The organism is Polynucleobacter necessarius (assembly GCF_900095205.1).
Taxonomy (GTDB): Bacteria; Pseudomonadota; Gammaproteobacteria; order Burkholderiales; family Burkholderiaceae; genus Polynucleobacter; species Polynucleobacter necessarius_E.
This window is the reverse complement of record NZ_LT606951.1, coordinates 1640705-1662157: the sequence shown is the minus strand read 5'-3', so window position 1 is coordinate 1662157 and position 21453 is coordinate 1640705. Positions and strand designations below refer to the sequence as shown.

General features: G+C 41.2%; 30 protein-coding genes and 3 pseudogenes. 16 read left to right on the top strand and 17 right to left on the bottom strand.

Going from position 1 to position 21453, the window contains the following annotated elements; all coding sequences use genetic code 11:
* Nucleotides 1-457: 457 nt before the first annotated feature.
* The 8 genes from DXE37_RS09180 to DXE37_RS09140 all read left to right on the top strand — a co-directional run bounded on the left by DXE37_RS09180 (nucleotide 458) and on the right by DXE37_RS09140 (nucleotide 9399).
* Nucleotides 458-1780, top strand: a complete 1323-nt coding sequence (locus tag DXE37_RS09180; protein ID WP_162786257.1) for a glycosyltransferase — start codon at nucleotides 458-460, stop codon at nucleotides 1778-1780.
* On the top strand, nucleotides 1777-3018 hold the full coding sequence (locus DXE37_RS09175) for a glycosyltransferase family 4 protein (RefSeq protein WP_114637273.1): 1242 nt from the start codon (nucleotides 1777-1779) through the stop codon (nucleotides 3016-3018). Before DXE37_RS09180 ends, DXE37_RS09175 begins: the two co-directional genes overlap by 4 nt.
* A complete protein-coding gene (locus DXE37_RS09170; RefSeq protein WP_114637272.1) occupies nucleotides 3015-3893 on the top strand; it encodes a dTDP-4-dehydrorhamnose reductase family protein in 879 nt (292 codons plus the stop codon). The genes DXE37_RS09175 and DXE37_RS09170 overlap by 4 nt, the downstream gene beginning before the upstream one ends.
* Nucleotides 3880-4890 (top strand): polysaccharide biosynthesis protein, encoded by a 1011-nt coding sequence (locus DXE37_RS09165; protein ID WP_114637271.1) that lies wholly within the window; start codon nucleotides 3880-3882, stop codon nucleotides 4888-4890. The genes DXE37_RS09170 and DXE37_RS09165 overlap by 14 nt, the downstream gene beginning before the upstream one ends.
* Entirely contained in the window at nucleotides 4883-6010 is a 1128-nt protein-coding gene (wecB, locus tag DXE37_RS09160) for a non-hydrolyzing UDP-N-acetylglucosamine 2-epimerase (protein ID WP_114637270.1), read from the top strand. Before DXE37_RS09165 ends, wecB begins: the two co-directional genes overlap by 8 nt.
* 35 nt (nucleotides 6011-6045) lie before the next feature.
* The gene (locus DXE37_RS09155) at nucleotides 6046-6609 is read left to right on the top strand and encodes a sugar transferase (RefSeq protein ID WP_114637269.1); all 564 of its coding nucleotides are present in this window, start codon (nucleotides 6046-6048) and stop codon (nucleotides 6607-6609) included.
* A gap of 27 nt (nucleotides 6610-6636) precedes the next feature.
* The gene (locus DXE37_RS09150) at nucleotides 6637-8583 is read left to right on the top strand and encodes a polysaccharide biosynthesis protein (RefSeq protein ID WP_114637268.1); all 1947 of its coding nucleotides are present in this window, start codon (nucleotides 6637-6639) and stop codon (nucleotides 8581-8583) included.
* 525 nt (nucleotides 8584-9108) lie between these two features.
* A complete protein-coding gene (locus DXE37_RS09140; RefSeq protein ID WP_114637266.1) occupies nucleotides 9109-9399 on the top strand; it encodes an NAD-dependent epimerase/dehydratase family protein in 291 nt (96 codons plus the stop codon).
* Between the two features lie 310 nt (nucleotides 9400-9709).
* Here the strand turns inward: DXE37_RS09140 and DXE37_RS11800 are convergent, their stop codons facing one another.
* Nucleotides 9710-9952, bottom strand: coding sequence for a calcium:cation antiporter (locus tag DXE37_RS11800; protein WP_231971302.1), 243 nt, complete (start codon nucleotides 9950-9952; stop codon nucleotides 9710-9712).
* A 31-nt stretch (nucleotides 9953-9983) separates the two neighbouring features.
* On the bottom strand, nucleotides 9984-10706 hold the full coding sequence (locus DXE37_RS09135) for a calcium:cation antiporter (RefSeq protein WP_197713196.1): 723 nt from the start codon (nucleotides 10704-10706) through the stop codon (nucleotides 9984-9986).
* A 149-nt stretch (nucleotides 10707-10855) separates the two neighbouring features.
* Here DXE37_RS09135 and DXE37_RS09130 point away from each other — a divergent pair.
* Nucleotides 10856-11215: pseudogene (locus tag DXE37_RS09130) on the top strand (sirohydrochlorin chelatase); the annotation flags it as partial.
* Here DXE37_RS09130 and cobA read toward each other — a convergent pair.
* From cobA to DXE37_RS13740, 11 genes and pseudogenes are all read right to left on the bottom strand, one after another.
* A pseudogene (gene cobA, locus DXE37_RS09125) lies at nucleotides 11138-11989 on the bottom strand (uroporphyrinogen-III C-methyltransferase). The pseudogenes DXE37_RS09130 and cobA sit on opposite strands and share 78 nt — an antisense overlap.
* A gap of 25 nt (nucleotides 11990-12014) precedes the next feature.
* Nucleotides 12015-12230 carry a DUF934 domain-containing protein gene (locus DXE37_RS11795; protein WP_197713195.1) on the bottom strand — a complete coding sequence of 72 codons (216 nt, stop codon included), beginning with the start codon at nucleotides 12228-12230 and terminating at the stop codon, nucleotides 12015-12017.
* Nucleotides 12214-12591 (bottom strand): hypothetical protein, encoded by a 378-nt coding sequence (locus DXE37_RS09120; protein WP_197713194.1) that lies wholly within the window; start codon nucleotides 12589-12591, stop codon nucleotides 12214-12216. Before DXE37_RS09120 ends, DXE37_RS11795 begins: the two co-directional genes overlap by 17 nt.
* A pseudogene (locus DXE37_RS09115) lies at nucleotides 12588-14301 on the bottom strand (nitrite/sulfite reductase). The gene DXE37_RS09120 and the pseudogene DXE37_RS09115 overlap by 4 nt, the downstream one beginning before the upstream one ends.
* A 432-nt stretch (nucleotides 14302-14733) precedes the next feature.
* On the bottom strand, nucleotides 14734-15105 hold the full coding sequence (locus tag DXE37_RS09105) for a hypothetical protein (RefSeq protein WP_114637265.1): 372 nt from the start codon (nucleotides 15103-15105) through the stop codon (nucleotides 14734-14736).
* 20 nt (nucleotides 15106-15125) lie between these two features.
* Nucleotides 15126-15335 (bottom strand): hypothetical protein, encoded by a 210-nt coding sequence (locus DXE37_RS13045; RefSeq protein WP_231971301.1) that lies wholly within the window; start codon nucleotides 15333-15335, stop codon nucleotides 15126-15128.
* Between the two features lie 84 nt (nucleotides 15336-15419).
* Nucleotides 15420-15974 (bottom strand): amidohydrolase family protein, encoded by a 555-nt coding sequence (locus tag DXE37_RS13755; protein ID WP_114637264.1) that lies wholly within the window; start codon nucleotides 15972-15974, stop codon nucleotides 15420-15422.
* The gene (locus DXE37_RS13750) at nucleotides 15932-16330 is read right to left on the bottom strand and encodes an amidohydrolase family protein (protein WP_162786256.1); all 399 of its coding nucleotides are present in this window, start codon (nucleotides 16328-16330) and stop codon (nucleotides 15932-15934) included. The genes DXE37_RS13755 and DXE37_RS13750 overlap by 43 nt, the downstream gene beginning before the upstream one ends.
* Entirely contained in the window at nucleotides 16317-16682 is a 366-nt protein-coding gene (locus DXE37_RS09090) for a Bug family tripartite tricarboxylate transporter substrate binding protein (RefSeq protein WP_231971300.1), read from the bottom strand. Before DXE37_RS09090 ends, DXE37_RS13750 begins: the two co-directional genes overlap by 14 nt.
* Nucleotides 16639-16911, bottom strand: a complete 273-nt coding sequence (locus DXE37_RS13745; protein ID WP_269460336.1) for a tripartite tricarboxylate transporter substrate-binding protein — start codon at nucleotides 16909-16911, stop codon at nucleotides 16639-16641. Before DXE37_RS13745 ends, DXE37_RS09090 begins: the two co-directional genes overlap by 44 nt.
* A gap of 32 nt (nucleotides 16912-16943) precedes the next feature.
* Entirely contained in the window at nucleotides 16944-17237 is a 294-nt protein-coding gene (locus tag DXE37_RS13740) for a tripartite tricarboxylate transporter substrate-binding protein (protein WP_114637260.1), read from the bottom strand.
* Nucleotides 17238-17405: 168 nt separating this feature from the next.
* Between DXE37_RS13740 and DXE37_RS10905 the strand changes: the two genes are divergently transcribed.
* The 7 genes from DXE37_RS10905 (at nucleotide 17406) to DXE37_RS10890 (ending at nucleotide 20103) form a co-directional block, all read left to right on the top strand.
* Nucleotides 17406-17648 (top strand): hypothetical protein, encoded by a 243-nt coding sequence (locus DXE37_RS10905; RefSeq protein WP_162786254.1) that lies wholly within the window; start codon nucleotides 17406-17408, stop codon nucleotides 17646-17648.
* Nucleotides 17608-17880, top strand: coding sequence for an alpha/beta fold hydrolase (locus tag DXE37_RS09075; protein ID WP_162786253.1), 273 nt, complete (start codon nucleotides 17608-17610; stop codon nucleotides 17878-17880). Before DXE37_RS10905 ends, DXE37_RS09075 begins: the two co-directional genes overlap by 41 nt.
* 206 nt (nucleotides 17881-18086) lie before the next feature.
* On the top strand, nucleotides 18087-18218 hold the full coding sequence (locus tag DXE37_RS13735; RefSeq protein WP_269460335.1) for an alpha/beta fold hydrolase: 132 nt from the start codon (nucleotides 18087-18089) through the stop codon (nucleotides 18216-18218).
* A 57-nt stretch (nucleotides 18219-18275) separates the two neighbouring features.
* Nucleotides 18276-18857 (top strand): HdeD family acid-resistance protein, encoded by a 582-nt coding sequence (locus tag DXE37_RS09070; RefSeq protein WP_114637258.1) that lies wholly within the window; start codon nucleotides 18276-18278, stop codon nucleotides 18855-18857.
* Between the two features lie 81 nt (nucleotides 18858-18938).
* Nucleotides 18939-19076, top strand: coding sequence for a hypothetical protein (locus tag DXE37_RS10895; protein ID WP_162786251.1), 138 nt, complete (start codon nucleotides 18939-18941; stop codon nucleotides 19074-19076).
* A 295-nt stretch (nucleotides 19077-19371) separates the two neighbouring features.
* Nucleotides 19372-19929: a hypothetical protein gene (locus DXE37_RS09060; protein WP_114637256.1), complete on the top strand. Its 558-nt coding sequence runs from the start codon at nucleotides 19372-19374 to the stop codon at nucleotides 19927-19929.
* Between the two features lie 6 nt (nucleotides 19930-19935).
* Entirely contained in the window at nucleotides 19936-20103 is a 168-nt protein-coding gene (locus DXE37_RS10890) for a hypothetical protein (protein ID WP_162786250.1), read from the top strand.
* A gap of 21 nt (nucleotides 20104-20124) precedes the next feature.
* Here the strand turns inward: DXE37_RS10890 and DXE37_RS13730 are convergent, their stop codons facing one another.
* The 4 genes from DXE37_RS13730 to DXE37_RS09045 are packed head-to-tail and all read right to left on the bottom strand — an operon-like array spanning nucleotide 20125 to nucleotide 21339.
* Nucleotides 20125-20292: a DUF615 domain-containing protein gene (locus DXE37_RS13730; protein WP_269460334.1), complete on the bottom strand. Its 168-nt coding sequence runs from the start codon at nucleotides 20290-20292 to the stop codon at nucleotides 20125-20127.
* Nucleotides 20276-20653, bottom strand: a complete 378-nt coding sequence (yjgA, locus tag DXE37_RS13725) for a ribosome biogenesis factor YjgA (RefSeq protein ID WP_197713193.1) — start codon at nucleotides 20651-20653, stop codon at nucleotides 20276-20278. The genes DXE37_RS13730 and yjgA overlap by 17 nt, the downstream gene beginning before the upstream one ends.
* A gap of 32 nt (nucleotides 20654-20685) precedes the next feature.
* The gene (locus DXE37_RS09050; RefSeq protein ID WP_114637255.1) at nucleotides 20686-21003 is read right to left on the bottom strand and encodes a helix-turn-helix domain-containing protein; all 318 of its coding nucleotides are present in this window, start codon (nucleotides 21001-21003) and stop codon (nucleotides 20686-20688) included.
* 39 nt (nucleotides 21004-21042) lie between these two features.
* Nucleotides 21043-21339 (bottom strand): type II toxin-antitoxin system RelE/ParE family toxin, encoded by a 297-nt coding sequence (locus DXE37_RS09045; RefSeq protein WP_269460366.1) that lies wholly within the window; start codon nucleotides 21337-21339, stop codon nucleotides 21043-21045.
* Nucleotides 21340-21453 lie beyond the last annotated feature (114 nt).

Genomic DNA, 21453 nt, shown 5'->3' with positions numbered 1-21453 from the left:
ATTCCATATGTTACTGCTTATGATTGGTTGGCCTATTTTGAGTTGCGCCTGAATGGAGAGTACTTGCTTGGCAAAGGGAGCTCTTTTATATCCAAAATAACTGGGCAGCTTAATTTTAAAATTGAGCAAGAAGTTTTTAAGTTTCAATATGGTGGCGGTGCTCCAGCAACTGCTGCTGCGAATACAAATTTTTGGATAGATGCTTTTGTTAATTTTGGATGGTTTGGAGTTATTTTTTATTCTTTCATCGTAGCGTTAATTACAATATATGTAATCTTATTGAGTAACCCAGCTTTATTAGCGTGTTTCTATTATTTTGTTTTCCAGTTATCAATGGGTGGACTTCCCGGGGTATTGCTTAGTAATGGACTTATTTTTTTATTAATAGTTGCATATTTTTTCCCTTTAAAGCATCAGATAATAGGCCCATAGAAATTTATTAAGACTGGCAAATTCATTGAAGATCGTATTTCTCGCTCACTATTTCCCTCCACTTAATTCATCAGGCGTAAGAAGAATTCAGTCTTTTGCTCGCTACCTTTCTTTAATGGGTCACCAAATTTGCGTCATATCGTCCAAAAAATCTAGTCGCGATGGCTTGCTGACAGAAGATGTGCCTGATTATGTTCGTTTATATGAATTAAATGGCTTTGGATTAGTCTCAGCATCTCTATCTACATCCTCGGGTTTTCAGATGATTGAGGGTGCTAAAAACAATCGATCTCCAATGGGTAATTTTCTCCTTCGATTGAAGCGATCTATAGCAAGAAAGACCGGCCAATTGATTGACCATAGATTAGTTTATGCTTTTCAGTTTATGTATCCGTGGCTAGATAAAAATGTTCGGAGTGAACTAGTGAACGCAGATGTTGTAATGTCTACTAGTCCACCATGGCCCGTTCATCTGGCTGGATTGATTGTAAAAAGAAGGTTTTTAAGACCCTGGGTTGCAGATTATCGAGATCAGTTTAGCGGAAGCCATATTCAATCTGGTTCACCTTGGTTTCAAAAACAAGAGCTCTGTCTAGAGCGCTGGCTTTTAAAATCTGCAAATGCAGTTGTAACAATTTCGGCGCCAATGAAGGAGTACTACCAGCAATTTCATCCCTCGGTTTGTTGCATTGAAAATGGATATGAGGACACTCTTTTTGAGGCAACAAACGGGAATCATCTTCAAGAAATGAGTATGGCTCCTTCTTCCAAGGAAATAATCATTCGCTATTTAGGGACGATTACTCAAGACAGAATTCCTATGGGATTTTTCAGGGCTCTAGTAAAAATTAACGCCAAGCCTGGCAAGAAAATCATTGCTGAGTTTTACGGTGATTCCAGTCTTTTAGTTGAAGCAATCACTCGGCAAGTATCAGAGGTCAAACCCTATATCAAAATATGCCAACAACTTCCTTATGTTGAGGCAATAGCTGCAATGCAGCACGCTGACGCACTATTTTTCATCGAGACTTCAGATTTTTCTTCTCATAGCGCTCGCGGTGTACTGACGACTAAGCTTTTTGAATATTTGGCTGCCAATAAGCCAATTATTGCTGAGATAAATGAAAAAGCTTTGGCTGCTACCTATATTAGGCGAGCGGGGATGGATTTGGTAATTTCAGAGGAAGCAGATTCAATTGAACTAGCGTTGAATATTTTGCGAGAAGGTAATTATTGCTCTAAGAGGAATCATTCTTTTGTTCAGGGATTGTCTCGGCGCTTAAAATCAGTTGAGCTTGAAAAACTTTTACTGAAGATCGTTAACAACTCAGATCTAGGGCTAGCATGAAAATATTGGTAGTAAGCCAATATTTTTGGCCTGAAGGATTTCGAATTAATGAGCTAATCAAATCTCTAGTTGAAAGAGGTATAGAGGTCGATGTTTTAACAGGTAAACCCAACTATCCGGATGGTGATATTTTTCCAGGTTATAAAGCGAGCGGTTTCCTATCGGAGTCATGGAATGGTGCAACCATTTTTAGAGTGCCACTTTATCCTAGGGGAAAAAATAGCTCTTTAAAGCTCGCTTTAAATTATCTATCTTTTATTGTCTCGGGGGTTCTTTTTGGGCCATTACTTTTGCGCAAGCGAAAATATGATGTTGTATTCGTCTACGGCTTATCTCCGATTCTTTTAGCAATCCCCGCAGTATTTATTTCATGGCTAAAAGGCAAAAAATTAGTCATATGGGTGCAGGATCTTTGGCCTCAAAGCTTGTCTGCTACAGGGTATGTTCAGTCCCGATTAATACTGAGGTGTATAGAAATAATAGTGCGCTGGATTTATCGAACTAGCGATTTAATTTTAGTTCAATCCCATGCTTTTGAGGGCGCTGTTGCTGAGTTGGCTCTCGGTAAAGAGATAATTTATTATCCCAACTCCGTTGATTCTAGTTTTGCTCAGACGCCTGTATTTGGGGGGGGGTGGCAAAAAATTGAATCATTAGAAACCGGTTTTCCAGTGATCTTTGCCGGTAATGTTGGGGCTGCTCAAGCTGTTGAAACTATTGTGGAAGCCGCAGTATTGCTTAAAGAGGTGCCAGAAATTCGGTTTGTTATATTTGGAACCGGAAGCAAATGGGAGTGGTTGAAGAATAAAGTTACCGATCTAGGTTTGAGTAATTTATATCTTCCGGGGCGTTTTCCAGTCGAGGCTATGCCTGGATATTTGCAGAAAGCGGAAGTTTTGCTCGTTACTCTGACTAATGAGCCTATTTTTGCGCTTACTGTACCTAATAAGATTCAGGCTTATATGGCATCGGGTAAGCCAATAGTTGCATCGTTAAACGGAGAGGGTGCCAAGATAGTCGTTGAGTCAGGGTCTGGAATTTCAACTCCTGCTGAAGATCCAGTTGTGCTTGCTGGTGCAATTTTATCTTTGTATCGAATGTCTGCCCAAGAGCGGAAGCAAATCGGAGAAAATGGAAGGGTTTATTATCAAGCCCATTTTGATCATGATATTTTGGTGGATCAACTCATTAATCATTTAGAAATAATTAGCACCAAGAAAGGAAAATTATCGACATGAAGATATTAGTGTTTGGGGCTAGCGGTATGATTGGCAGCGCAATTTTTCGAGTGCTAAGTAATGAGAGTGCTTATGAGGTTTATGGCTCAATTCGTTCGGTTCGATGGAAAGAGTTCTTTAATGAAGAGCAGTTAAAGCATTTGATAGTGTGCAGTGATATTTTGGATCAAACTGCCTTGGTGCGAATATTTTCAGAAGTTCGGCCAAATGTTGTAATTAACTGTATTGGATTGACGAAACATCACAAGGAGGCGGACGATGTTTTATTAGCCGCCCCGCTGAATGCCTTGCTTCCACATCGCTTAGCCGATTTATGTAAGCTATGCAATGCTCGATTAATACATATCAGTACGGATTGTATTTTCTCTGGATCCCGCGGCAACTATGTAGAGTCTGATCATTCCGATGCAGTCGATGTTTACGGTAAAACAAAATACCTAGGTGAAGTTTTGGATTATCCAAATACAGTTACTTTGAGAACTTCTACAATAGGTCATGAGTTACAAAGTTCCTACGGGTTGCTTGAATGGTTTTTATCGCAAGAAGGTTCTTGCACTGGCTTTAAAAAGGCGGTTTTCTCTGGTTTGCCAAATATTGTTTTTGCAGAGGTCATAAGGGACTACGTAATACCTAGACCTTCTTTGCATGGCTTGTATCATGTTGGTGCGCTACCCATAGGTAAGTATGATCTATTAAGGTTAATTGCTATTGAGTACGGAAAAAATATTAAGATCATCGGTAATGATGAACTTTCTATTAATCGATCTTTAAATTCTGATCTATTTAGTAATATTACTGGTTACCGTGCGCCTAATTGGACAGAATTAATAAAGTCAATGCACAAATCTCAAGAGGTAATGCATGTTTCAAAATAAAATTTTAATGATTACGGGCGGCACTGGATCCTTTGGTCAGACCGTTTTAAAGCGCTTCCTTGAATCGGACGTGCGTGAAATTCGGATCTTTAGTCGAGATGAAAAAAAGCAAGAAGAAATGCGAATTGCTTTAAATAATCCTAAGCTCAAATTTTATATTGGCGATGTTAGAGACTACAACAGTCTTTTGTCTGCTATGAAAGGTGTTGACTATGTGTTTCATGCTGCTGCACTAAAACAGGTTCCATCCTGTGAGTTCTATCCAATTGAAGCGGTGAAAACAAATGTACTAGGAACTGAAAATGTATTAAACGCTGCAACCGCCAATCAAGCAAAGAGAGTAGTTGTGCTAAGTACCGACAAAGCAGTTTATCCAATTAATGCTATGGGTATTTCTAAAGCTATGGCAGAAAAATTAATGGTGGCTAAAGCACGTACCCAGCTTGAAAAAGAGACTGTTTTCTGTGCCACTCGTTACGGCAATGTAATGGCATCTAGGGGGTCCGTCATCCCGCTATTTGTTAGTCAAATTAAAGAAGGAAAAGCTTTAACTGTTACCGATCCTAATATGACCCGCTTTTTGATGTCTCTTGAAGAATCGGTCGATCTTGTGCTTTATGCGTTTACACATGGTGAGCAGGGGGATATTTTTGTACAAAAGGCGCCAGCATCTACAGTTGCTGATTTAGCCGAAGCAATCAGGCTGATATTTAGTGCTAAATCTCCGGTTCGTACTATAGGCACGCGCCATGGCGAAAAACTCTATGAATCGCTGATTTCTAGGGAAGAAATGGCCAAAGCCGAGGATATGGGTGATTATTATCGAATCCCTGCTGACAACAGAGATTTAAACTATGCCCAATTCTTTAGTGAGGGAGAGGAAAAGATTGCTCAGTTTGATGACTACACCTCTCACAATACTAATCAATTAAATGTTGAGCAAATAAAGAATTTATTATTAAAGTTGGATTTCATTCGGGAAGAGTTAAATGCTTAAGGTAATGACAATTGTAGGTACTAGACCTGAACTTATCAAGATGAGTAGGGTTATTGCAGAATTAGATCAGCATACGAACCATATTCTTGTTCATACTGGGCAAAATTATGATTACGAGTTAAATAACCTTTTTTTTGAAGAGCTAGGCATTCGGAAACCAGATTGCTTTTTAGAGGCTGTTGGCGATAATGCCGCACAAACGATTGCAAGAGTAATTGAAAAATCTGATGGTGTAATGGAGCTGGAAAAGCCGGATGCAGTAATGTTGTACGGAGATACCAATTCTTGCTTGGCTGTTATTTCGGCTAAGCGCCGTAAGATTCCAGTATTTCATATGGAGGCGGGCAATCGTTGTTTTGATCAACGTGTGCCCGAAGAGTTAAATCGTAAGGTCCTTGATCATTTGAGTGATATTAATTTGGTCCTGACAGAGCATGCTAGACGTTATTTGATTGCCGAGGGAATTAGGCCAGAGACAATTATTAAATCTGGCTCCCATATGCGTGAAGTGCTGGATCACTACATGCCGAAAATACAGCAGTCCAATATTTTAGAGAAGCTCGGCCTAAAGCGTAGACAGTATTTCGTTGTAAGCATGCATCGAGAAGAGAATGTCGATGACCCTCAGAATCTGATGGATATGGTTGATTCTTTAAATGGATTAGCCGAGAAATATCATTTCCCAATCATAGTATCTACCCATCCCAGAACTCAAAAACGTCTAGATGCATTGCAAAATAAACCCATGAATTCATTAATTCAATATGCAAAACCATTCGGTTTTTTTGATTACAACAAGCTTCAAACGGAGGCTTTTTGCGTAGTTTCCGACAGTGGAACTATTACAGAAGAGGGATCTTTGCTGAATCTTCCAGCTATCACGATTCGCAATGCCCATGAAAGACCGGAGGGTATGGATGTGGGAACCTTGATTATGTCTGGTCTTAAGCGCGAACGCGTTTTAGATGCTGTAAAAGTAATAACAGATCAGTATGAAGATGGCAAAAGAGCTCTTTTGCCTGTAGCGGACTATGAAGCAGGCTCGGTATCTAAGAAAATTTTGAGAATCGTAATGAGTTATACGGACCATATTAATCGTACAGTTTGGTCAAAAAGTTAGTACGATGTTTTCGTATACCAAATTACTCTTTTAATATGGTCAAGCGTGGCTTCGATTTAGCCTTGGTATTAGCGGCAACAATAATCCTGTTTGTGCCAATTTTGCTAGTAACTATCGCAGTTTATTTTACCTCGCCTGGTCCGGTAATCTATTGGTCAAAAAGATTTGGCAAAAATAATCTTTTATTTTCGATGCCCAAGTTTCGAACAATGCGTATTGATACTCCTGAGGTTGCAACTCATCTTTTAAGTGATCCATCAACTTATTTGACATCAATTGGATCCTTTTTACGTAAATCAAGCTTAGATGAATTACCTCAACTTTTTAGTATTTGGTTGGGGGATATGAGTTTTGTAGGACCTCGTCCTGCATTATTTAATCAGGAGGATTTAATTGAGTTAAGAACTCAACACGGCGTTGAAGTTCTGAGGCCCGGTCTTACGGGTTGGGCTCAGATTAACGGTCGCGATGAGTTACCCATTGCGGTAAAAGTTTCTTTAGACGCGGAGTATCTTCAGAATCAATCTTTAAGTTTTGATATAAAAATACTATGGCTAACGTTCCTTGCGGTCATTCATCAAAAAGGGGTCTCTCATTGACTATGACCATGATAAAGCAGGCAATTTATGGATTTTAAGGATCTAACAAACTTTACACTTCATTTGTCTAGAGTGGTCAAGCGTGCCATGGCTATTGCTCTTGACGCATCTCTATGTGTACTGACAGTATTACTTTCTTTTTATCTGCGAACTGGTAAGTGGATTGCTTTAACAGGGGAATCTGAGTGGGATCCGATGCCTGCAGTTTTTGTTTCTCTAATATTAGCTTTACCAATCTTTGGTGTCTTTGGCCTATACCGAGCTATTTTTAGATATTCGGGTTGGACAGCATTATTAGCAGTTGCGAAGTCTGTAATTATTTATGGCTTTTTATATTTTCTGATATTTACAGTCTATGGCGTCCTAGGTGTTCCTCGCACCATTGGAATTATTCAACCGATTTTAATTTTATTGGCTGTAGGGGCCTCTAGGGCTTTAGTAAGTTACTGGTTAGGTGGTCTGTATAAAAATAATTTTTATAGAACTAATTTGCCTAAAACTTTGATTTATGGCGCTGGAACTTCAGGGCGTCAGTTGGCTGCTGCTTTGGCTCATAGTACGGAAATGATCGTCATAGGTTTTTTGGACGATGATCGTAAAATTCAAGGGCAAACATTGAATGGCCTTCCTGTGCACAATCCTGAATGTTTGGCGCACTTAAAGCGGCGGAAAAATGTTCATAGGGTACTTTTAGCAATTCCTTCTACTTCAAGAAAAAGACGCAATGAAATTCTGAATGCCATTTTGAACCAAAGGCTATTAGTGCAGACTTTGCCTAGCATGTCGGATTTAGCCCATGGGAGGGTGACTATATCCGACTTGCGTTGGCTTGATATTGATGACTTGTTAGGAAGAGAGGCCGTTCATCCAAACTCAGAATTATTAGGTAAGAATATTACAAATAGTAAGGTGCTTATTACAGGTGCAGGTGGATCTATTGGAAGTGAGTTGACTAGACAAATCTTCTTGCTTAAACCAAAAGTTTTATTGTTGGTTGAACAAAGTGAGTTTGCTTTATACCAAATTTACGAAGAGCTTTTAAATTCTACAAATCAAGATGACGAAAACCCTATTGAAATTATTCCTCTTATTGCTTCCGTCTGCGATGAGGCAAGAATAAATTCTATATTTAGCGCATGGCATCCCAATACAGTTTTTCATGCTGCCGCCTATAAGCATGTCCCTTTAGTGGAGCATAATCCGGCTGAAGGTATAAGAAATAATATATTTGGTACATTAATTACTGCGCAGTGTGCAGCTAGGCATCAGGTCAAAAATTTTGTATTGGTCAGTACGGATAAAGCCGTACGCCCTACAAATATCATGGGGGCGACTAAGAGGCTTGCTGAGAATATCTTACAGGCCTTGTCTTCTACAGAAACTAGGACAACATTTTCTATGGTCAGGTTCGGGAACGTTTTAGATTCATCTGGGTCGGTTGTGCCAAAGTTTCGTCAGCAGATAGCTGCTGGAGGTCCCATTACGTTAACTGATACAAAAATAACACGTTATTTTATGACCATCCCTGAGGCAGCTCAATTGGTCATTCAGGCTGGCGCGATGGGTTCTGGAGGCGATGTTTTTGTATTAGATATGGGTGAACCAGTAAGAATTATGGACTTGGCTAAAAAGATGATTGAGCTATCTGGCTTTTCTGTAAAAGATGAGCTTAATATTGATGGAGACATTGAGATACAGGTCATAGGTTTGCGACCAGGTGAAAAGCTTTATGAAGAGTTGTTAATTGGAGATAACCCTATGCCCACTGGACATCCTAGAATCATGAAGGCACATGAAGACTTTATAGCATGGGGTGAGCTAGAGTCGAAACTGGTAGAGCTTAAAAGTTTCTTAGATGCTGCTGGAGACCCGGTTCAAATTCGAGATTTATTGGCGCAATTGGTGCCTGGTTATCAACCACTCGGAGGGGTTGTAGATTGGATTTATTTAAAGGGTTTAAATAATTATTCCTAGGACTTTGGGTGTCCTCAGCGTGTAAACGGATTTCGATATATTCCCAGTATATTTTTGATAATTAATCACCGTACCCACTATGTTCAAAAAACTACTTAATAGCGTATAGATGTATGTCGATCAGATAGAAAAAATAGATTACATTAATACTTAATACTTAATGCGCCAAAATTTTTTATAGGCTTAAGCACTTTTATATTATCGGACCCATTGATGCTGTATTCTATGATTGCATTCTTGCCGTAATTATTTGCATTGGCTTACTTTATTGACTGCCTGCACTCATTTGCTAGATAGTAGGTTTAGTATTTAATAACCTCCCTGTAGACAATTGTTATGACTTTTTTCTTTTTTAACATGTCTATATTAATGCGTTCATTTGTGTTGAAGTACATTAATTGCATTACCTTAACAATTATCGGTAAGCTGATTTTCATGTGTATTAAACATCTACCCCATAATTTATTCAATGAAGGTATCATCCTAGTGTCAGGTAAAAAATAATTGTATGCATAGTCTAATTTTATGAATATCCTCTTAATAGGTGGCGGTGGTTTTTTAGGCTTGAATCTCGCCAAGACATTGTGTGGAGCGGAACACGTCGTTCATATTGCCGATCTCAATGACAATATTGTTTTTCAGTTAATTGGTGGTGATGGGGTATTAAGGGTCCATCAGTTAGACTGCGCTAATGTTGAATTAGTCCTTAGTCTTATTAAGGAATTTGAAATTGAATGCGTCATTAATCTTGCATCTAGCCTTATTCCATCAAGTTCTTATAATGCTTTTGTTCGGGAGAGAAATCTGGGTTGCTGAGCCAGCATTTCGGCTGATTAATGAGTTGGCCATCAAGAGGTATTAAATACATTTATTTTTCTTCTGGAGGCGAAATTTATTACGGTGAGAGCGCTCAAAATAGTGTTATTGAGACCAATCCAAAAACTTCTGTCCTCTAGCTTATCTCAAAAAGAAGGTGATTCTTTTCAAATAAATAGATTTTTTACTAAAAAATATAGCTATTTATTTACAAGATGTTATTAAAAAACTTATATTAATCAAATAGTTATAGATTAACGATCTCCGTCATTCGATTCACATCCATGAAGTTATCTTTGAATTAGTTACTTTAGGGCACTAAAGAAAGGAAAAGGTATTCAAAAAAGATAATTAAATGAACAACGCCTTGAAGTAGGGTGGTTCTACCAATGGCCAGGGTTAATGCGCCAATAAAGAAATTTAAATACATTAAGACTATATTTAAGTCGCTAATACCCAAGTTGAGGTGCAGATTGAAAAAGATCGCAATCGCAGCCACTGTGGGAATAGTTAATCCAATACTGGCCAATGTAGAACCTAAGGCTAAGTTCAAACTACTTTGCAGGCGATTGGCTTTTGCTGCTCTAGCAGCAGCAAATCCCTCGAGGCATCAATACCAAGAGTGCAATAGCGATACTAACAATCGTTTTGGGTGCACCAGCAGCATCTACCGCTTTCTCAATGGTGGGGCTTAGTAATTCTGCAAGACCTACAACAGTAATCAAGGAAAGAATCAACAGTACTGCGCTGACACCCGTTTTCAGATTGCTTGGCTTTAGAGCATGAACATTCTTATCCGTCTTCTTCTCTTTTGTTTTTGGAAGGTAATAGTCTCTGTGCGTGACAGTTTGAAAAAATAAAAATGCAATGTAGAGAGCAAATGAAGCAATGCCAGCAAAAGCTAATTGGCTTCTTGTAAAGTCAGGTCCGAGCGTACTCACGGTGACAGTTGGCATTACTAAAATAAATGTCGCTAGTGCAGTAAGTACGGCTAAAGCAGAGTTGGTTCCTTCATTGCGAAAACTCATTTCATGATGAGTGAGACCACCCAAAAAAATACATAAACCAATCACGCCATTAATCACAATCATGACGGTTGCAAACACGGCATCACGTGCAATAAATTCTGAACCTTCAGGGCCTGTAAGCATCATCGAGATAATTAATGACACTTTAATAATCGTGACGCTAATGGAAAGTACTAAAGTGCCATATGGCTCACCAGTTTTGTGGGCTATGACTTCAGCATGGTGAACGGCGGAAAGGACCCCCCAATAAGAGTTGCGCCCATCAGAATAATGAACCATGTTTGGCTAAGTAGAGTTGTCATATGTATGCTTAGAAGGGAAAGATCAGTGTGTACTAGGAATTCGGGTTAAGCTATTGTTAATCAGCACTAGGGGCAAATTTTAGCCTGTGCAAAATCTTCATAATGAGAGTGTATAGCTATCCATGAAAGCCATTATTTTTATTTGGTCACGGAGCGCGTGATCAGCGTTGGCGCGAGCCTTTTGATCGCCTAGGAGCGCTTTGGCAGGAGCAGTATCCAGATACTCCTGTGGAGTTAGCCTTTTTGGAGATGATGCAGCCTTCACTGGAGTAGGCAGTAGCAACTCTAAATACTAAAGGCGCTAGCGATGTGACGATCGCACCAGTGTTCTTTGGTCAGGGAGGACACTTAAGAAATGATTTTCCGGTGCTGCTCGAAGAGTGCCGAGCTAAGTTTCCCGGCGTGCAATTACGCGCGACGAGCGCTGTGGGCGACGACTTGGCTGTCCTGCAAGCTATTGTCGATTTCGGAGCTAGAGCTCTGTAAATTTGGTTCTTGCGTTCTGTTTCTTAAGGCTTCACCGATCATGATTAATGTGGGCGAGTTGCTATCAAACCATTGATCTGCTTGACCATTTGCCAACTCTTGTAATGTGCTCGTCCACAGGCGCTCACGTGGAGTACTTACAGCTTCCAAGATGTGTACAGGAGTGTTCTTCTTCTGATTGGGACTTTGTTTAATCAGTTGCTGGGCGATGCGGGCAGCATCTTTGCGGCCCATGTAGTAGACCAAGGTATCTGCACTAGGATGAGACAATGGCGTGCCTTGGTTTACATTCTCGGTGCCTTAAGCTAGCGTAATAAATGCCACGCTACGAGAAATGCCACGCAAGGTTAAAGATTGTTGCAAACTCGCTGCGCCTGCTAAGGCTGCAGTAATGCCAGGCACCACTTCTACTGCAATGCCATGTTGCTGAAGCGTGCTAATTTCTTCATCGGCACGCCTAAACAGTATTGGGTCACCACCTTTGAGGCGCACAATCACTTGATGTTTTTGGGCGGCATCTAATAGACGCTTATTAATGAACTGCTGGGCGGAAGAAAGTTTGCCGCAACGTTTGCCAACTTCAACCAGAATAGCCTGAGGACAGAGTGTCAGCATTTCTGGGTCAACTAAGGCGTCATAAAACACAATATCTGCTTGTCCTAAAAGCTCGGCACCACGCACAGTAATGAGATCTACCGCACCAGGACCAGCGCCTATCAAATACACTTTTCCAAGTGTAGGGTTAGTAGTAGAGTTGGCGGTGTTGTTATGAATCACGATGATAATTTGTGCTGACTTATTAGGCTGCTTCAGCACTTAAGGTGGTTCGTTTACCGCGCCAGCTGTTTTGGGTGGTGACGGTATATAGATCAAATTGCTTTAATGCCACATCGAGAAGTTGATCTGAACGTAGAGCAAAACTATCAAAGCCAACACGTGCGCCTTGCAATAGTTGATCGATCAAGACGTCACCGATTGCTCGGATTTCACCTTGCCAGTCAAAGCGGTCGCGCAAGAGGGCTTACTGTACTAAAGCTTCTACCATCTCTAAAGATTGGGAAATGGGCTGCCACCAATAGCCATATTGTTTTGCCAGCTTCAATCACATCTGCATGTTTTAGGATGTCATCATCGGCCGCAAACCAAACGCCAATCTGACCATTCTGAGCCTTGGTAATCACATCAGTTTCATGATGATGTTCCAGCCACCAAGTAAATAGCACCAAGACTTTATGAGCGCCATGATCTAAATCTGGCAATCCACCCTCATCTTGGCTACCGCTCCATGCTTGCCATGCATTGTCAGCAAGTGATGGCTTGCCATCTTTTGGAAAATGCAAAATGGATTGATGTGAAGTGGTGTTGGTTAAGCTCACGTCGTCTCTCTTTGGGCTTCTTTATCTTTTTTCTTGGCGTTCTTGTATGCCGCCTCTTTAAATGGAATAACGCCTAAGCGACGATATGCCTCAATAAAAGACTCTTCTGGATTGCGTTGTGAAACGTAAGTATTGATGATGTTGGTCATCACATCAGGAATTTCATCTGCATAGAAAGAAGGCCCAATGACTTTGCCAATCGACGCATCATTGCCTTGTTCGCCCCCGAGCGTAATTTGATACCACTCTTCACCGTCTTTATCGACTCCTAAAACACCAATATTGCCAACGTGGTGGTGACCACAAGAGTTAATGCAGCCAGAGATATTCAAGCTAATGTCGCCTAGATCAAATAAGTAATCGAGGTCATCAAAGCGCTCTTGAATAGCCTTAGCAATCGGCAATGATTTTGCATTCGCGAGTGAGCAGAAGTCACCACCTGGGCAAGCAATGATGTCGGTGAGTAGTCCGACATTGGGTAATGCAACTTTTTGCTTTTTGGCTTCTTGCCAAAGCTCATAAAGCTTTACTTGCTCAACATCAGCCAGTACTAAGCTTTGTTCGTGTGTGGCGCGTAATTCACCGAAACTATATTGATCTGCTAAGTCAGCTATGGCATACATCCGTGTAGTCGTGGCATCACCAGGGGCTACCGTACCATGAGGCTTGGGTGACAGAATGACGCTGGCATAGCCGGAAACTTGATGAGGTTTCACATTGCGTTCTAACCACCGTGTAAAAGCAGCTTTCTCAGTCTCATTTGCCTGGTTGATAACCTGCTTAGATGTGAGAGCCGGTAAATTTTTATAAGCTGGTTTTGTAAAGTGTTTTGCTACACGTTCCCACTCTGCTGGTATGAAATTGTCCTGATCATTTTTAATGTGAGCCCATTCACCTTCTACTTGGCGAGCAAACTCTTCTGGGCCTAATGCCTTTACCAAAATCTTGATACGAACCTTATAGAGATTGTCTCTCCTGCCAAAGCGGTTATAGACACGCAGTAATGCAGTGAGATAGCTTGGCAATACTTGCCAAGGTAAATCTTGCTTAATGAGTGCGCCTAGTATTGGTGTGCGACCCATGCCACCACCAGCATAGATATCCGCTGTGAGCTCGCCATTATTAATATTGGGGTTTTTCTTAAGCTCGATACCTACATCGTGACAGAGTAATACGGTGCGATCTTCTTTAGCGCCATTGACTACAAATTTAAATTTGCGTGGCAAGTGTGCGAATTCTGGATGCAAAGTAGACCATTGGCGTAACAGCTCGCAAATCGGATGTGTATCCACATATTCATCCGCAGCAACGCCTGCAAAGGCATCACTCGTAATATTGCGAATACAGTTGCCTGAAGTTTGAATTGCATGCATTTCTACTTTGGCAAGCTCAGCCAAAATATCGGGAGTGTCCTCGAGTATTACCCGGTTGTACTGAATGTTTTGACGCGTTGTGAAATGACCATAACCACGGTCATACTTTTCAGAAATGAGTGCGAGTGTGCGCAATTGTTTTGAATTAAACAATCCATAAGGAATGGCAACACGCAACATATACGCATGGCGTTAGGTGGTACAGACCATTTTGTAAACGTAATGGGCGGAATTCTTCTTCGGCTAAGCTGCCGTTCAAGCGTCTGGCAACTTGGTCCCGGAATTGGGCAACCCGTTGATCTACAAGGGTTTGGTCAATAGCATCGCATTTATACATAGTCCGCTATTGTCATATTTCGTAGATATTTCCACAAATAATTAAAAGTTGATTCTATATAGCTAAAAACATATATAGACATGAAAATCCCTGAATATGCCCAAAAATCTGCTTCAATAGCCTCAGAGGGGTAAAAGTCCCCCAGTATTGCAACAAATAAAACAATAAAACTACAGAGACCGGAGACACAAAATGAAAAAATTACAGGCGTTCAGCCTAATTGCGGGCTTTTTGACGAGCCCGACCTATTACCGCTGATACAGCATTGCGTTTAGGATTGTTTTTTCTATGGAGCCACGCTTTTGGCTTAATTTGCAATCAGAATTTGATATGCGTGTAGCTAAAAGAAATTGAGCCAAGGATACGAGTTTTTAAAATGGCAGCATGATGTGATAAAAAAGCCCCTTTTGTTGGGGCTTTTTTATTTGACGATTACAGTCCAAACTCTCGATAGTGCCTGTAAAGATTAGCAATAGAGGCAAAGCCTAGAATCACGATCAGCACTGCAAATACATATTCAGTGGTGAGATAAGTAAATACGCCCAACCGAATCAATATGGCCGTGCCAATAAAGGCGACAATCGATCCGAAAGCAACGAGTTTGAAATTCGGAATAAAAGCGCCCAAGGTGATCGCAATAAATACTATGTAAAGATCCGACACTAACTGATCAGCTGTTATAAAAATGCTATTGGTCAATTCTGGATTAATAAATTTACCCAGAACGGCAATGATCAGAATGGCTCCCAAAATCGCAAAGTTCAACTTTGCTTTGAGAAGCATTGTTTTTAATTGATCGTTCATGTGTTTACGAGCCGTTGCCGTTAAAAACTAGGCTCATACCAATCCAAAGAATAATGAAAGCAATTAAAACGGTGGAGCCAATTTTTTTCAGAAAGTATTCCAAGCGTATCCATATACGCTTCATCGTTTCTTCCAAAATAATGATCAAAGCATTTCCAAAAAAGGCGACCCACAATAAGGGGTAGCAACATGGCAACAATGCCTAAAATCACTGTGAGAGTGGTATCCATATCTTTTTCTACTCTGTTTTCTTAATCTTGATTGCTAAATTAATTGAATTGCGATCCGTAGCCCGTGATGTATTGATTCATTGGCTACTGATAAGCCGGAAAGTCATACAGAATACAGGGGTTATCAACCAGTATGGATTTTCGCAAATTGGCATCCTGTACCCATGCCCCTAGAAGGTCGCACAGATCCGCATCGTGTGGCATTTGCTTCTTCACCATGACATGAGGCCAATCGCTGCCCCAGATTAAACGATTGGGGTTTACCTTAAGAACGGCATCGTTGAATGGGTGCATATCTTGGTACGGAAGATTGCCATCACAAATACGATAAGGACCCGTCATTTTGACCCAAGCACGCTCGATTTTCATGAGCTCTAGTAGTCCCTGAAATCCTTTATCGGCAATCCCATGTTTGGCATGGCTATAGCCAAAGTGACCAAATACCAGTTCTACAGGAAAATCTTCAAAAGTCTTAGCAAGATTGAGGTATTCATTTACATGCATGAGTAGCTCGAGATGCCAACCGAATGGTTGAATACGCTTTGCTAAATTGCGTAGTTGCTCAAGCGGGAGTCCGGCGGATTTATTGGCGATATCTACAATATTGCAACGTAGCCCTCGAACACCTGCCGCATGCAAAAGTCGGCGAGCTCTTGATCGCTAGTTGCCTTGGGATCGTTAGAGATTACCGCTACACCCCGAAATTGCTGCGGACTTAAATGCAGTGCGGATAAGAGTGCTCGGTTATCAGTGCCGTATACGCTGGGTTGAACTAGGACCGCGCGATCAATTCCGAGCATCTGTAAGAGCGATTGATAGCTTTCGAGAGTGGCATCGGGTGGTGTATAGATGCGCTCTTGAGCGTAGGGAAATTGACTAGTGGGTCCGCATACGTGCGCATGACGGTCAACTGACCCTGCAGGAAGGGTCAGTAGTGGTGGGCGTACTTCAGCGTTCGGCGCTTGGCACAACGGTGCAAAGTTATTGCGGCTCAATCGCTGCTTCCTTGGCAATCTTCTGATATTTGCCCATTTCTTCACGAACAAATTTTGAGAATTCTGCAGGGCTCATGGGCGTTGTTTTGATCCCCTTGCCTTCATAGGCGGTTTTGACTTCAGGATCTTGCATTGCTTGATTAATATCTTGATTAATCTTTTTAACTATAGCGCTTGGAGTGGCGGCTGGAGCCCACACCCCAAACCACAAACCAATTTCAAAATTGGCATAGCCCTGTTCTGCAACGCTCGGAATCTCTGGAACAGCAGGGTTACGCATTTTGCTGGTTACTCCAAGGGCGCGCAATTTACCGCCTTTTAGTTGTCCAATAGCAGTATCTAAGGGCGCCATATAAAAAGCGGTGCGACCAAGACATAGCGTCCTGAATAGCTTCGGGTGATCCTTTATAGGGAACATGAATGAGCTTGATGCCCATCGTTTGATTAAAGTACTCAGTCGCAAGGTGAGTTGAGCTGCCAACACCAGCAGATGCAAAAGTAATTTCATCTGGCTTGGCTTTGGCGGCAATCACCAAATCCCGAATCGTTTGATAAGGACCATCGGCTGAAGTGACTATCACGTAAGGTGTTTGCCCCAATATGGCAACATCAACTAAGCTTTTGAGGGGGTCAAATAAGGCAGCTTCTTATAAATTGCAGGATTTGTTGCATATGAAGCTGACTGAACTAATAAGGTGTATCCATCAGGATCGGCGTTCACTACGACACCAGTGCCAATCAAGCCGCCAGCACCAGGACGGTTTTCAATAATGACCGATTGTTTCCAGGTTTCTGAAGGGCTTTTAGTCGCCACGCGTCCCGCAATATCAGCACCGGACCCAGTAGTTAAGGGAACAATCATTTTAACTGTGCGATTGGGATAGTTTTGCGCAAAACTACATGCCATGTCAAAAGATAGACCTACACGGCCAGAATAATTTTGCTGAGCTTGCGGCTAGGCAATCCCAAATTGAGGGATGTGAACATGGTGTCTCCTTAGTATTTTTATAGTTTCGTTAGATAATCTAACATGCTCTGAAAAATACATAAATAATGAGAAATAGGGTGGAGATTAATGACGCAATTGCATGACGTAAAGACGGTGAAGGTTAATGGGGTAGATGTTGCTTATCGTTTTGATGGTCCTGAAAACGGCCCTGTTTTATTGGTGGCAAACAGTTTGATGGCTAATGGCAGCATGTGGGATGGCAATGTGGCTGCACTAGCAGATCGTTACCGCATATTGCGCTATGACAAGAGGTCATGGTGCATCCGGCGTGAACGATGGTCCTTACACTATTGCTCAATTGACAGATGATGCGATTGGATTACTAGACGCCCTGAAGATTGAGAAGGTTCACTTTATGGGCTTATCTATTGGCGGTATGATTGGTCAGCAATTAGGTGCATGCTATCCCGAGCGTATCCTTTCTTTATCGCTTTGTAATACTGCTTCAGAAATGCCGCCACGAAGTTTATGGGAAGAGCGTTTTGAAATTGCCCGCGCCCAAGGCATTGCTGGTTTAGTCGACGGCACGATCAAGCGTTGATTTACTGCTGCTTTTATTGAGCGCGCTCCACAAGAGATCGAAAAAGTACGCCAAATGATCTTAGACACCAATCTCAATGGCTATATCGCTTATGGAAGGGCCGTCCGAGATATGGCGCAAAGTACAATGTTGTTAAAGATTAAGATGCCAACACTGGTCTTATCAGGATGCGATGATCCGCGTGTACCGTGGATCAAGGCATTGTTTTGCATCGCCTCATAGATCACTCCAAGATGGTGATTATTGAACAAGCTGCTCATTTATCGAATATTGAACAATCAGAAATATTTAATCGTACGGTACGTGAATTTATAGACTCCGTTGCTGACGCCTTGTAATCTGTCAGCAAGCATTAGATTTAATTAATTGCATTCATTAAACAAGAAAGTATTTTTATGACCGAATTATCAAATGCTCAAATCGAAGAGATCCGCACAAAAGTATTAGGTGCGGCCGCCAAAATTCCTGGAGCATTAATTGGTCTGGGAATTTTATTTATTGTGCTTGGCATGATTGGTATTGCAGGCCAAACTTTATTTTCTTTTATTTCTGTCAATGTCTTAGGTATCTTCTTATTCGCTGCCGGTGTATTGCAGGGCGCTCATGCGCTGAAATCTCAAGGTTGGAAAAGCATAGGTGTGCAATTGGCTTTAGCGGCTATTTATATCGTGGCTGCAATCTTTACTTGGGCATTTACAATACCGGCACTTGAAGCCATTACTTTGTGGCTGGCAGCGATCTTTTTTGTGACCGGAGTATTGCGCCTGATTTCCGCATTTCAGCATCGTCACTTTCGCGAATGGTTTTGGATGGTTTTATCATCAGCGATTTCTATCTTGATGGGTGTGCTGATCATGAATGGTTACCCAGAATCTAGCCTCTGGCTACTAGGCATGTTGATTGCGATCGAGCTATTGTTGCTGCAGGGTTGGTCATTGTTATTCATGGGCTTAGCAGTACGCTCATTGACTAAGTAATCCAGTCATTGAATTCGTAATATCAGAACAAAGAGCCTTCATCATGGCAATGAAAAAACCGATCTTTATAAGAATTTAGCTTTGAAAACTGCGCAGGGAATGAAAAATGCTGCAAAAGCGCCAAAGCTCGGAGTTGCTGAGAAGGCAAAATCCAAAAAAGAACTAGCAAGTGCCAACCCCTTGCTAGCATCTTTAATGGGCAAGACTAAATCGAAGTAATCAAAAACATTTTTTGAAGCAAGCACAGCCACTTTTTCTGATTGATTTTTTGAAGGTCCTAGCGGCCTTATTGATCATCCTGCATCATCTCTCCAGTTATGGGCAAATTGCTGAAGATGCCAGACTGGTCTTACCAAGCTTGATGACTTGGCTATTTGAATACGGCCGCTATGCGGTCCAGATTTTTTAGTCATGGCTGGATATCTCGCTGCACAGTCTTTGAGTCGATATGCTAATACTAAATTTAGTGCTCACGGCTTACTAAAGCTGATATTGAATCGTTACCTACGCTTATTTGGGCCCTTATGCTGCCGCACTTATTTTTACGATCGCGTGTGCTTATATTGCTCGTTTTTGGGTAAACGATGAATTTGTAGGCCAGTCAGAAACTCTCGGACAATTTTTAGCGCACCTCTTTTTTATTCAGGGGATTTTAGGTCTCGATTCGATTTCAGCGGGCGCTTGGTATGTAGCCATAGATTGGCAACTTTATTCAGTATTGGCCATCTTATTTATTTCTTTTCCAGGATATCAAGCATTGATTTGGCTGATTGGAATTTTGGTAGTGAGCTCCTTGTTATTTTTTAACCGCTTAAGTAGCTATGAGGCATATTTCATTTACTTTATTGGCTCTTGTGGTTTAGGTGTTTTAGCGTATTTAGCTAGCCAATTTGAGGATACAAGAGTGAAGCGTTTGGCAAAGGCTGCATTAATCTTGATTGGATTCGTGATTGCGGCTGCTTCACTTCAGCAAATTTGGTTAAGAAATTTCTTAGCTTGGTTTGTAGCGCTTGCCTTATTTTTATGGGGCAATACTCAATACCCGAAGGGCTTTGAACAGAAGAGCTTATAAAAGTCATTGCCTGGGGAAGTAAGCGATCATTTTGCCTTCATTCTGCTGGCAAACACACTCTATATTGCGTTTGGCTGGCGTGCCCACGAAAGTGGCCTATTGGCAATAGCGATCATGTGTGGTGTGGTAGTTAGCAGCATTATTGTTGCTAACTATTTTTCTATCGCTGGATAGAAATTCCTTCTAGCTCAAGGTTTATAGACCCATATCCTTCAGAACGCGGAAGATTTCTCGATAAGCTTTAGGCGGTTTGTTTTGTTCTTTTTCACGACGAGCATTTCGGATCAAAGTGCGCATATTCTGAATATCCATCTCTGGATACTGTTCAATCATCTTAGTAAATGCTTCATCGTTCGCAATCAAACGATCGCGATAGCTTTCTAGAAAATGGAGTTTGGTGGTCTCCGCTTTGCTGACACCCTGAAATAGTATCTAAGCGTTTCTGAATTGCCTCGAGTTCTTCTTCGTCTAAAAAGCGCATCAACTTGCCAAGGTATTGTTTACGGCGACGAATGGCTTCAAAACTTTTAATTTTGTTCGTTTCTGCAATAGCGGCTTTGATTGCCTCATCTAGCGGAATCGTTTTTAAGGCGTCGCTACTGAGAGCAGCTAAAACTTCTGCCAATTTCTGGCGTTCAGTCATTTGGCGCTTTAGCTCGGACTTGCTTGGCCCCTCATCAGCATCGACAAGCTTAGGAGTGCGATTCTTCTCATTAATATGCACTCCCTCATTTTAGAGGGTATTACATTAACAGGCTATTCCTTATTCAGTTTTTGCTTAAATAAACGCAACTCTGAGCTGGAGAATAGTTGGTTGCGCCCAATGATTGAGGAGGGCTTTAATCTTCCTGCTTGTACATGGCGTCGCAGAGTGGAAATAGAAATTTCTAAGTACTCAGCAGCTTCGTTTGCGGAGAAGGTATCCTCTTTCAAGTGCCCAAATACCTGCTCATGACCGAGGTCTGGTTCCTTAAATGCATTCATAGCAATGAGGGAGAAAAACTTCACCCTCTCCTTGGAAGACATTTTTTTAACTTGAGCAAATGCTTCCTCTGCTGTTATGGATTGATTCATGATTAGACTCTTATTTTTCTTTACGGTTATTGCAAAAACTCAACTAATTCGAATAAGTTTTTTAAGCTGTGTATAAAAATTTTCATGGCTGCCAATTTGATAAAAGTCAATCCAAACTAGTTTGAGCTCATTTGCATCGTATTCAAATTGGTAGGCCATCAAATATTGCTGCTTATTGAAGTAAAACTTATGTACGTAGACATCGTTTAAATCTCCTTCTTTTTTTACCCCTAGTTCCGGTGCGTTGCAAATTTCCTCAACTTTGTCTTCAATGGCCAGTTGAAGTGGTTTTCTAGATTTTTTAACAAACTGAGCAAATGGTCTTTTAAAGGTAATTCTTATAATCTAATATTAGATCAAATATGACTCTATAACAAATCAATAAAAATGACAAGAAATACCTGAAATTTTGTATTGGTAAATAATGGAGTGCAAATAAGCAATAACAAA

What these genes read in the sequence shown, in the direction of transcription:
- DXE37_RS13045 (WP_231971301.1), bottom strand. Translation starts at nt 15,335, where the DNA reads ATGGATACCACTCTCACAGTGATTTTAGGCATTGTTGCCATGTTGCTA.
- DXE37_RS09165 (WP_114637271.1), top strand. Translation starts at nt 3,880, where the DNA reads ATGTTTCAAAATAAAATTTTAATGATTACGGGCGGCACTGGATCCTTT.
- wecB (WP_114637270.1), top strand. Translation starts at nt 4,883, where the DNA reads ATGCTTAAGGTAATGACAATTGTAGGTACTAGACCTGAACTTATCAAG.
- DXE37_RS09170 (WP_114637272.1), top strand. Translation starts at nt 3,015, where the DNA reads ATGAAGATATTAGTGTTTGGGGCTAGCGGTATGATTGGCAGCGCAATT.
- DXE37_RS09150 (WP_114637268.1), top strand. Translation starts at nt 6,637, where the DNA reads ATGGATTTTAAGGATCTAACAAACTTTACACTTCATTTGTCTAGAGTG.
- DXE37_RS09070 (WP_114637258.1), top strand. Translation starts at nt 18,276, where the DNA reads ATGACCGAATTATCAAATGCTCAAATCGAAGAGATCCGCACAAAAGTA.
- DXE37_RS09135 (WP_197713196.1), bottom strand. Translation starts at nt 10,706, where the DNA reads ATGGTTCATTATTCTGATGGGCGCAACTCTTATTGGGGGGTCCTTTCC.
- DXE37_RS09090 (WP_231971300.1), bottom strand. Translation starts at nt 16,682, where the DNA reads ATGGCGCCCTTAGATACTGCTATTGGACAACTAAAAGGCGGTAAATTG.
- DXE37_RS13740 (WP_114637260.1), bottom strand. Translation starts at nt 17,237, where the DNA reads ATGGCATGTAGTTTTGCGCAAAACTATCCCAATCGCACAGTTAAAATG.
- DXE37_RS09175 (WP_114637273.1), top strand. Translation starts at nt 1,777, where the DNA reads ATGAAAATATTGGTAGTAAGCCAATATTTTTGGCCTGAAGGATTTCGA.
- DXE37_RS09050 (WP_114637255.1), bottom strand. Translation starts at nt 21,003, where the DNA reads ATGAATCAATCCATAACAGCAGAGGAAGCATTTGCTCAAGTTAAAAAA.
- DXE37_RS09105 (WP_114637265.1), bottom strand. Translation starts at nt 15,105, where the DNA reads ATGAACGATCAATTAAAAACAATGCTTCTCAAAGCAAAGTTGAACTTT.
- DXE37_RS10905 (WP_162786254.1), top strand. Translation starts at nt 17,406, where the DNA reads ATGACGCAATTGCATGACGTAAAGACGGTGAAGGTTAATGGGGTAGAT.
- DXE37_RS09140 (WP_114637266.1), top strand. Translation starts at nt 9,109, where the DNA reads ATGAATATCCTCTTAATAGGTGGCGGTGGTTTTTTAGGCTTGAATCTC.
- DXE37_RS09155 (WP_114637269.1), top strand. Translation starts at nt 6,046, where the DNA reads ATGGTCAAGCGTGGCTTCGATTTAGCCTTGGTATTAGCGGCAACAATA.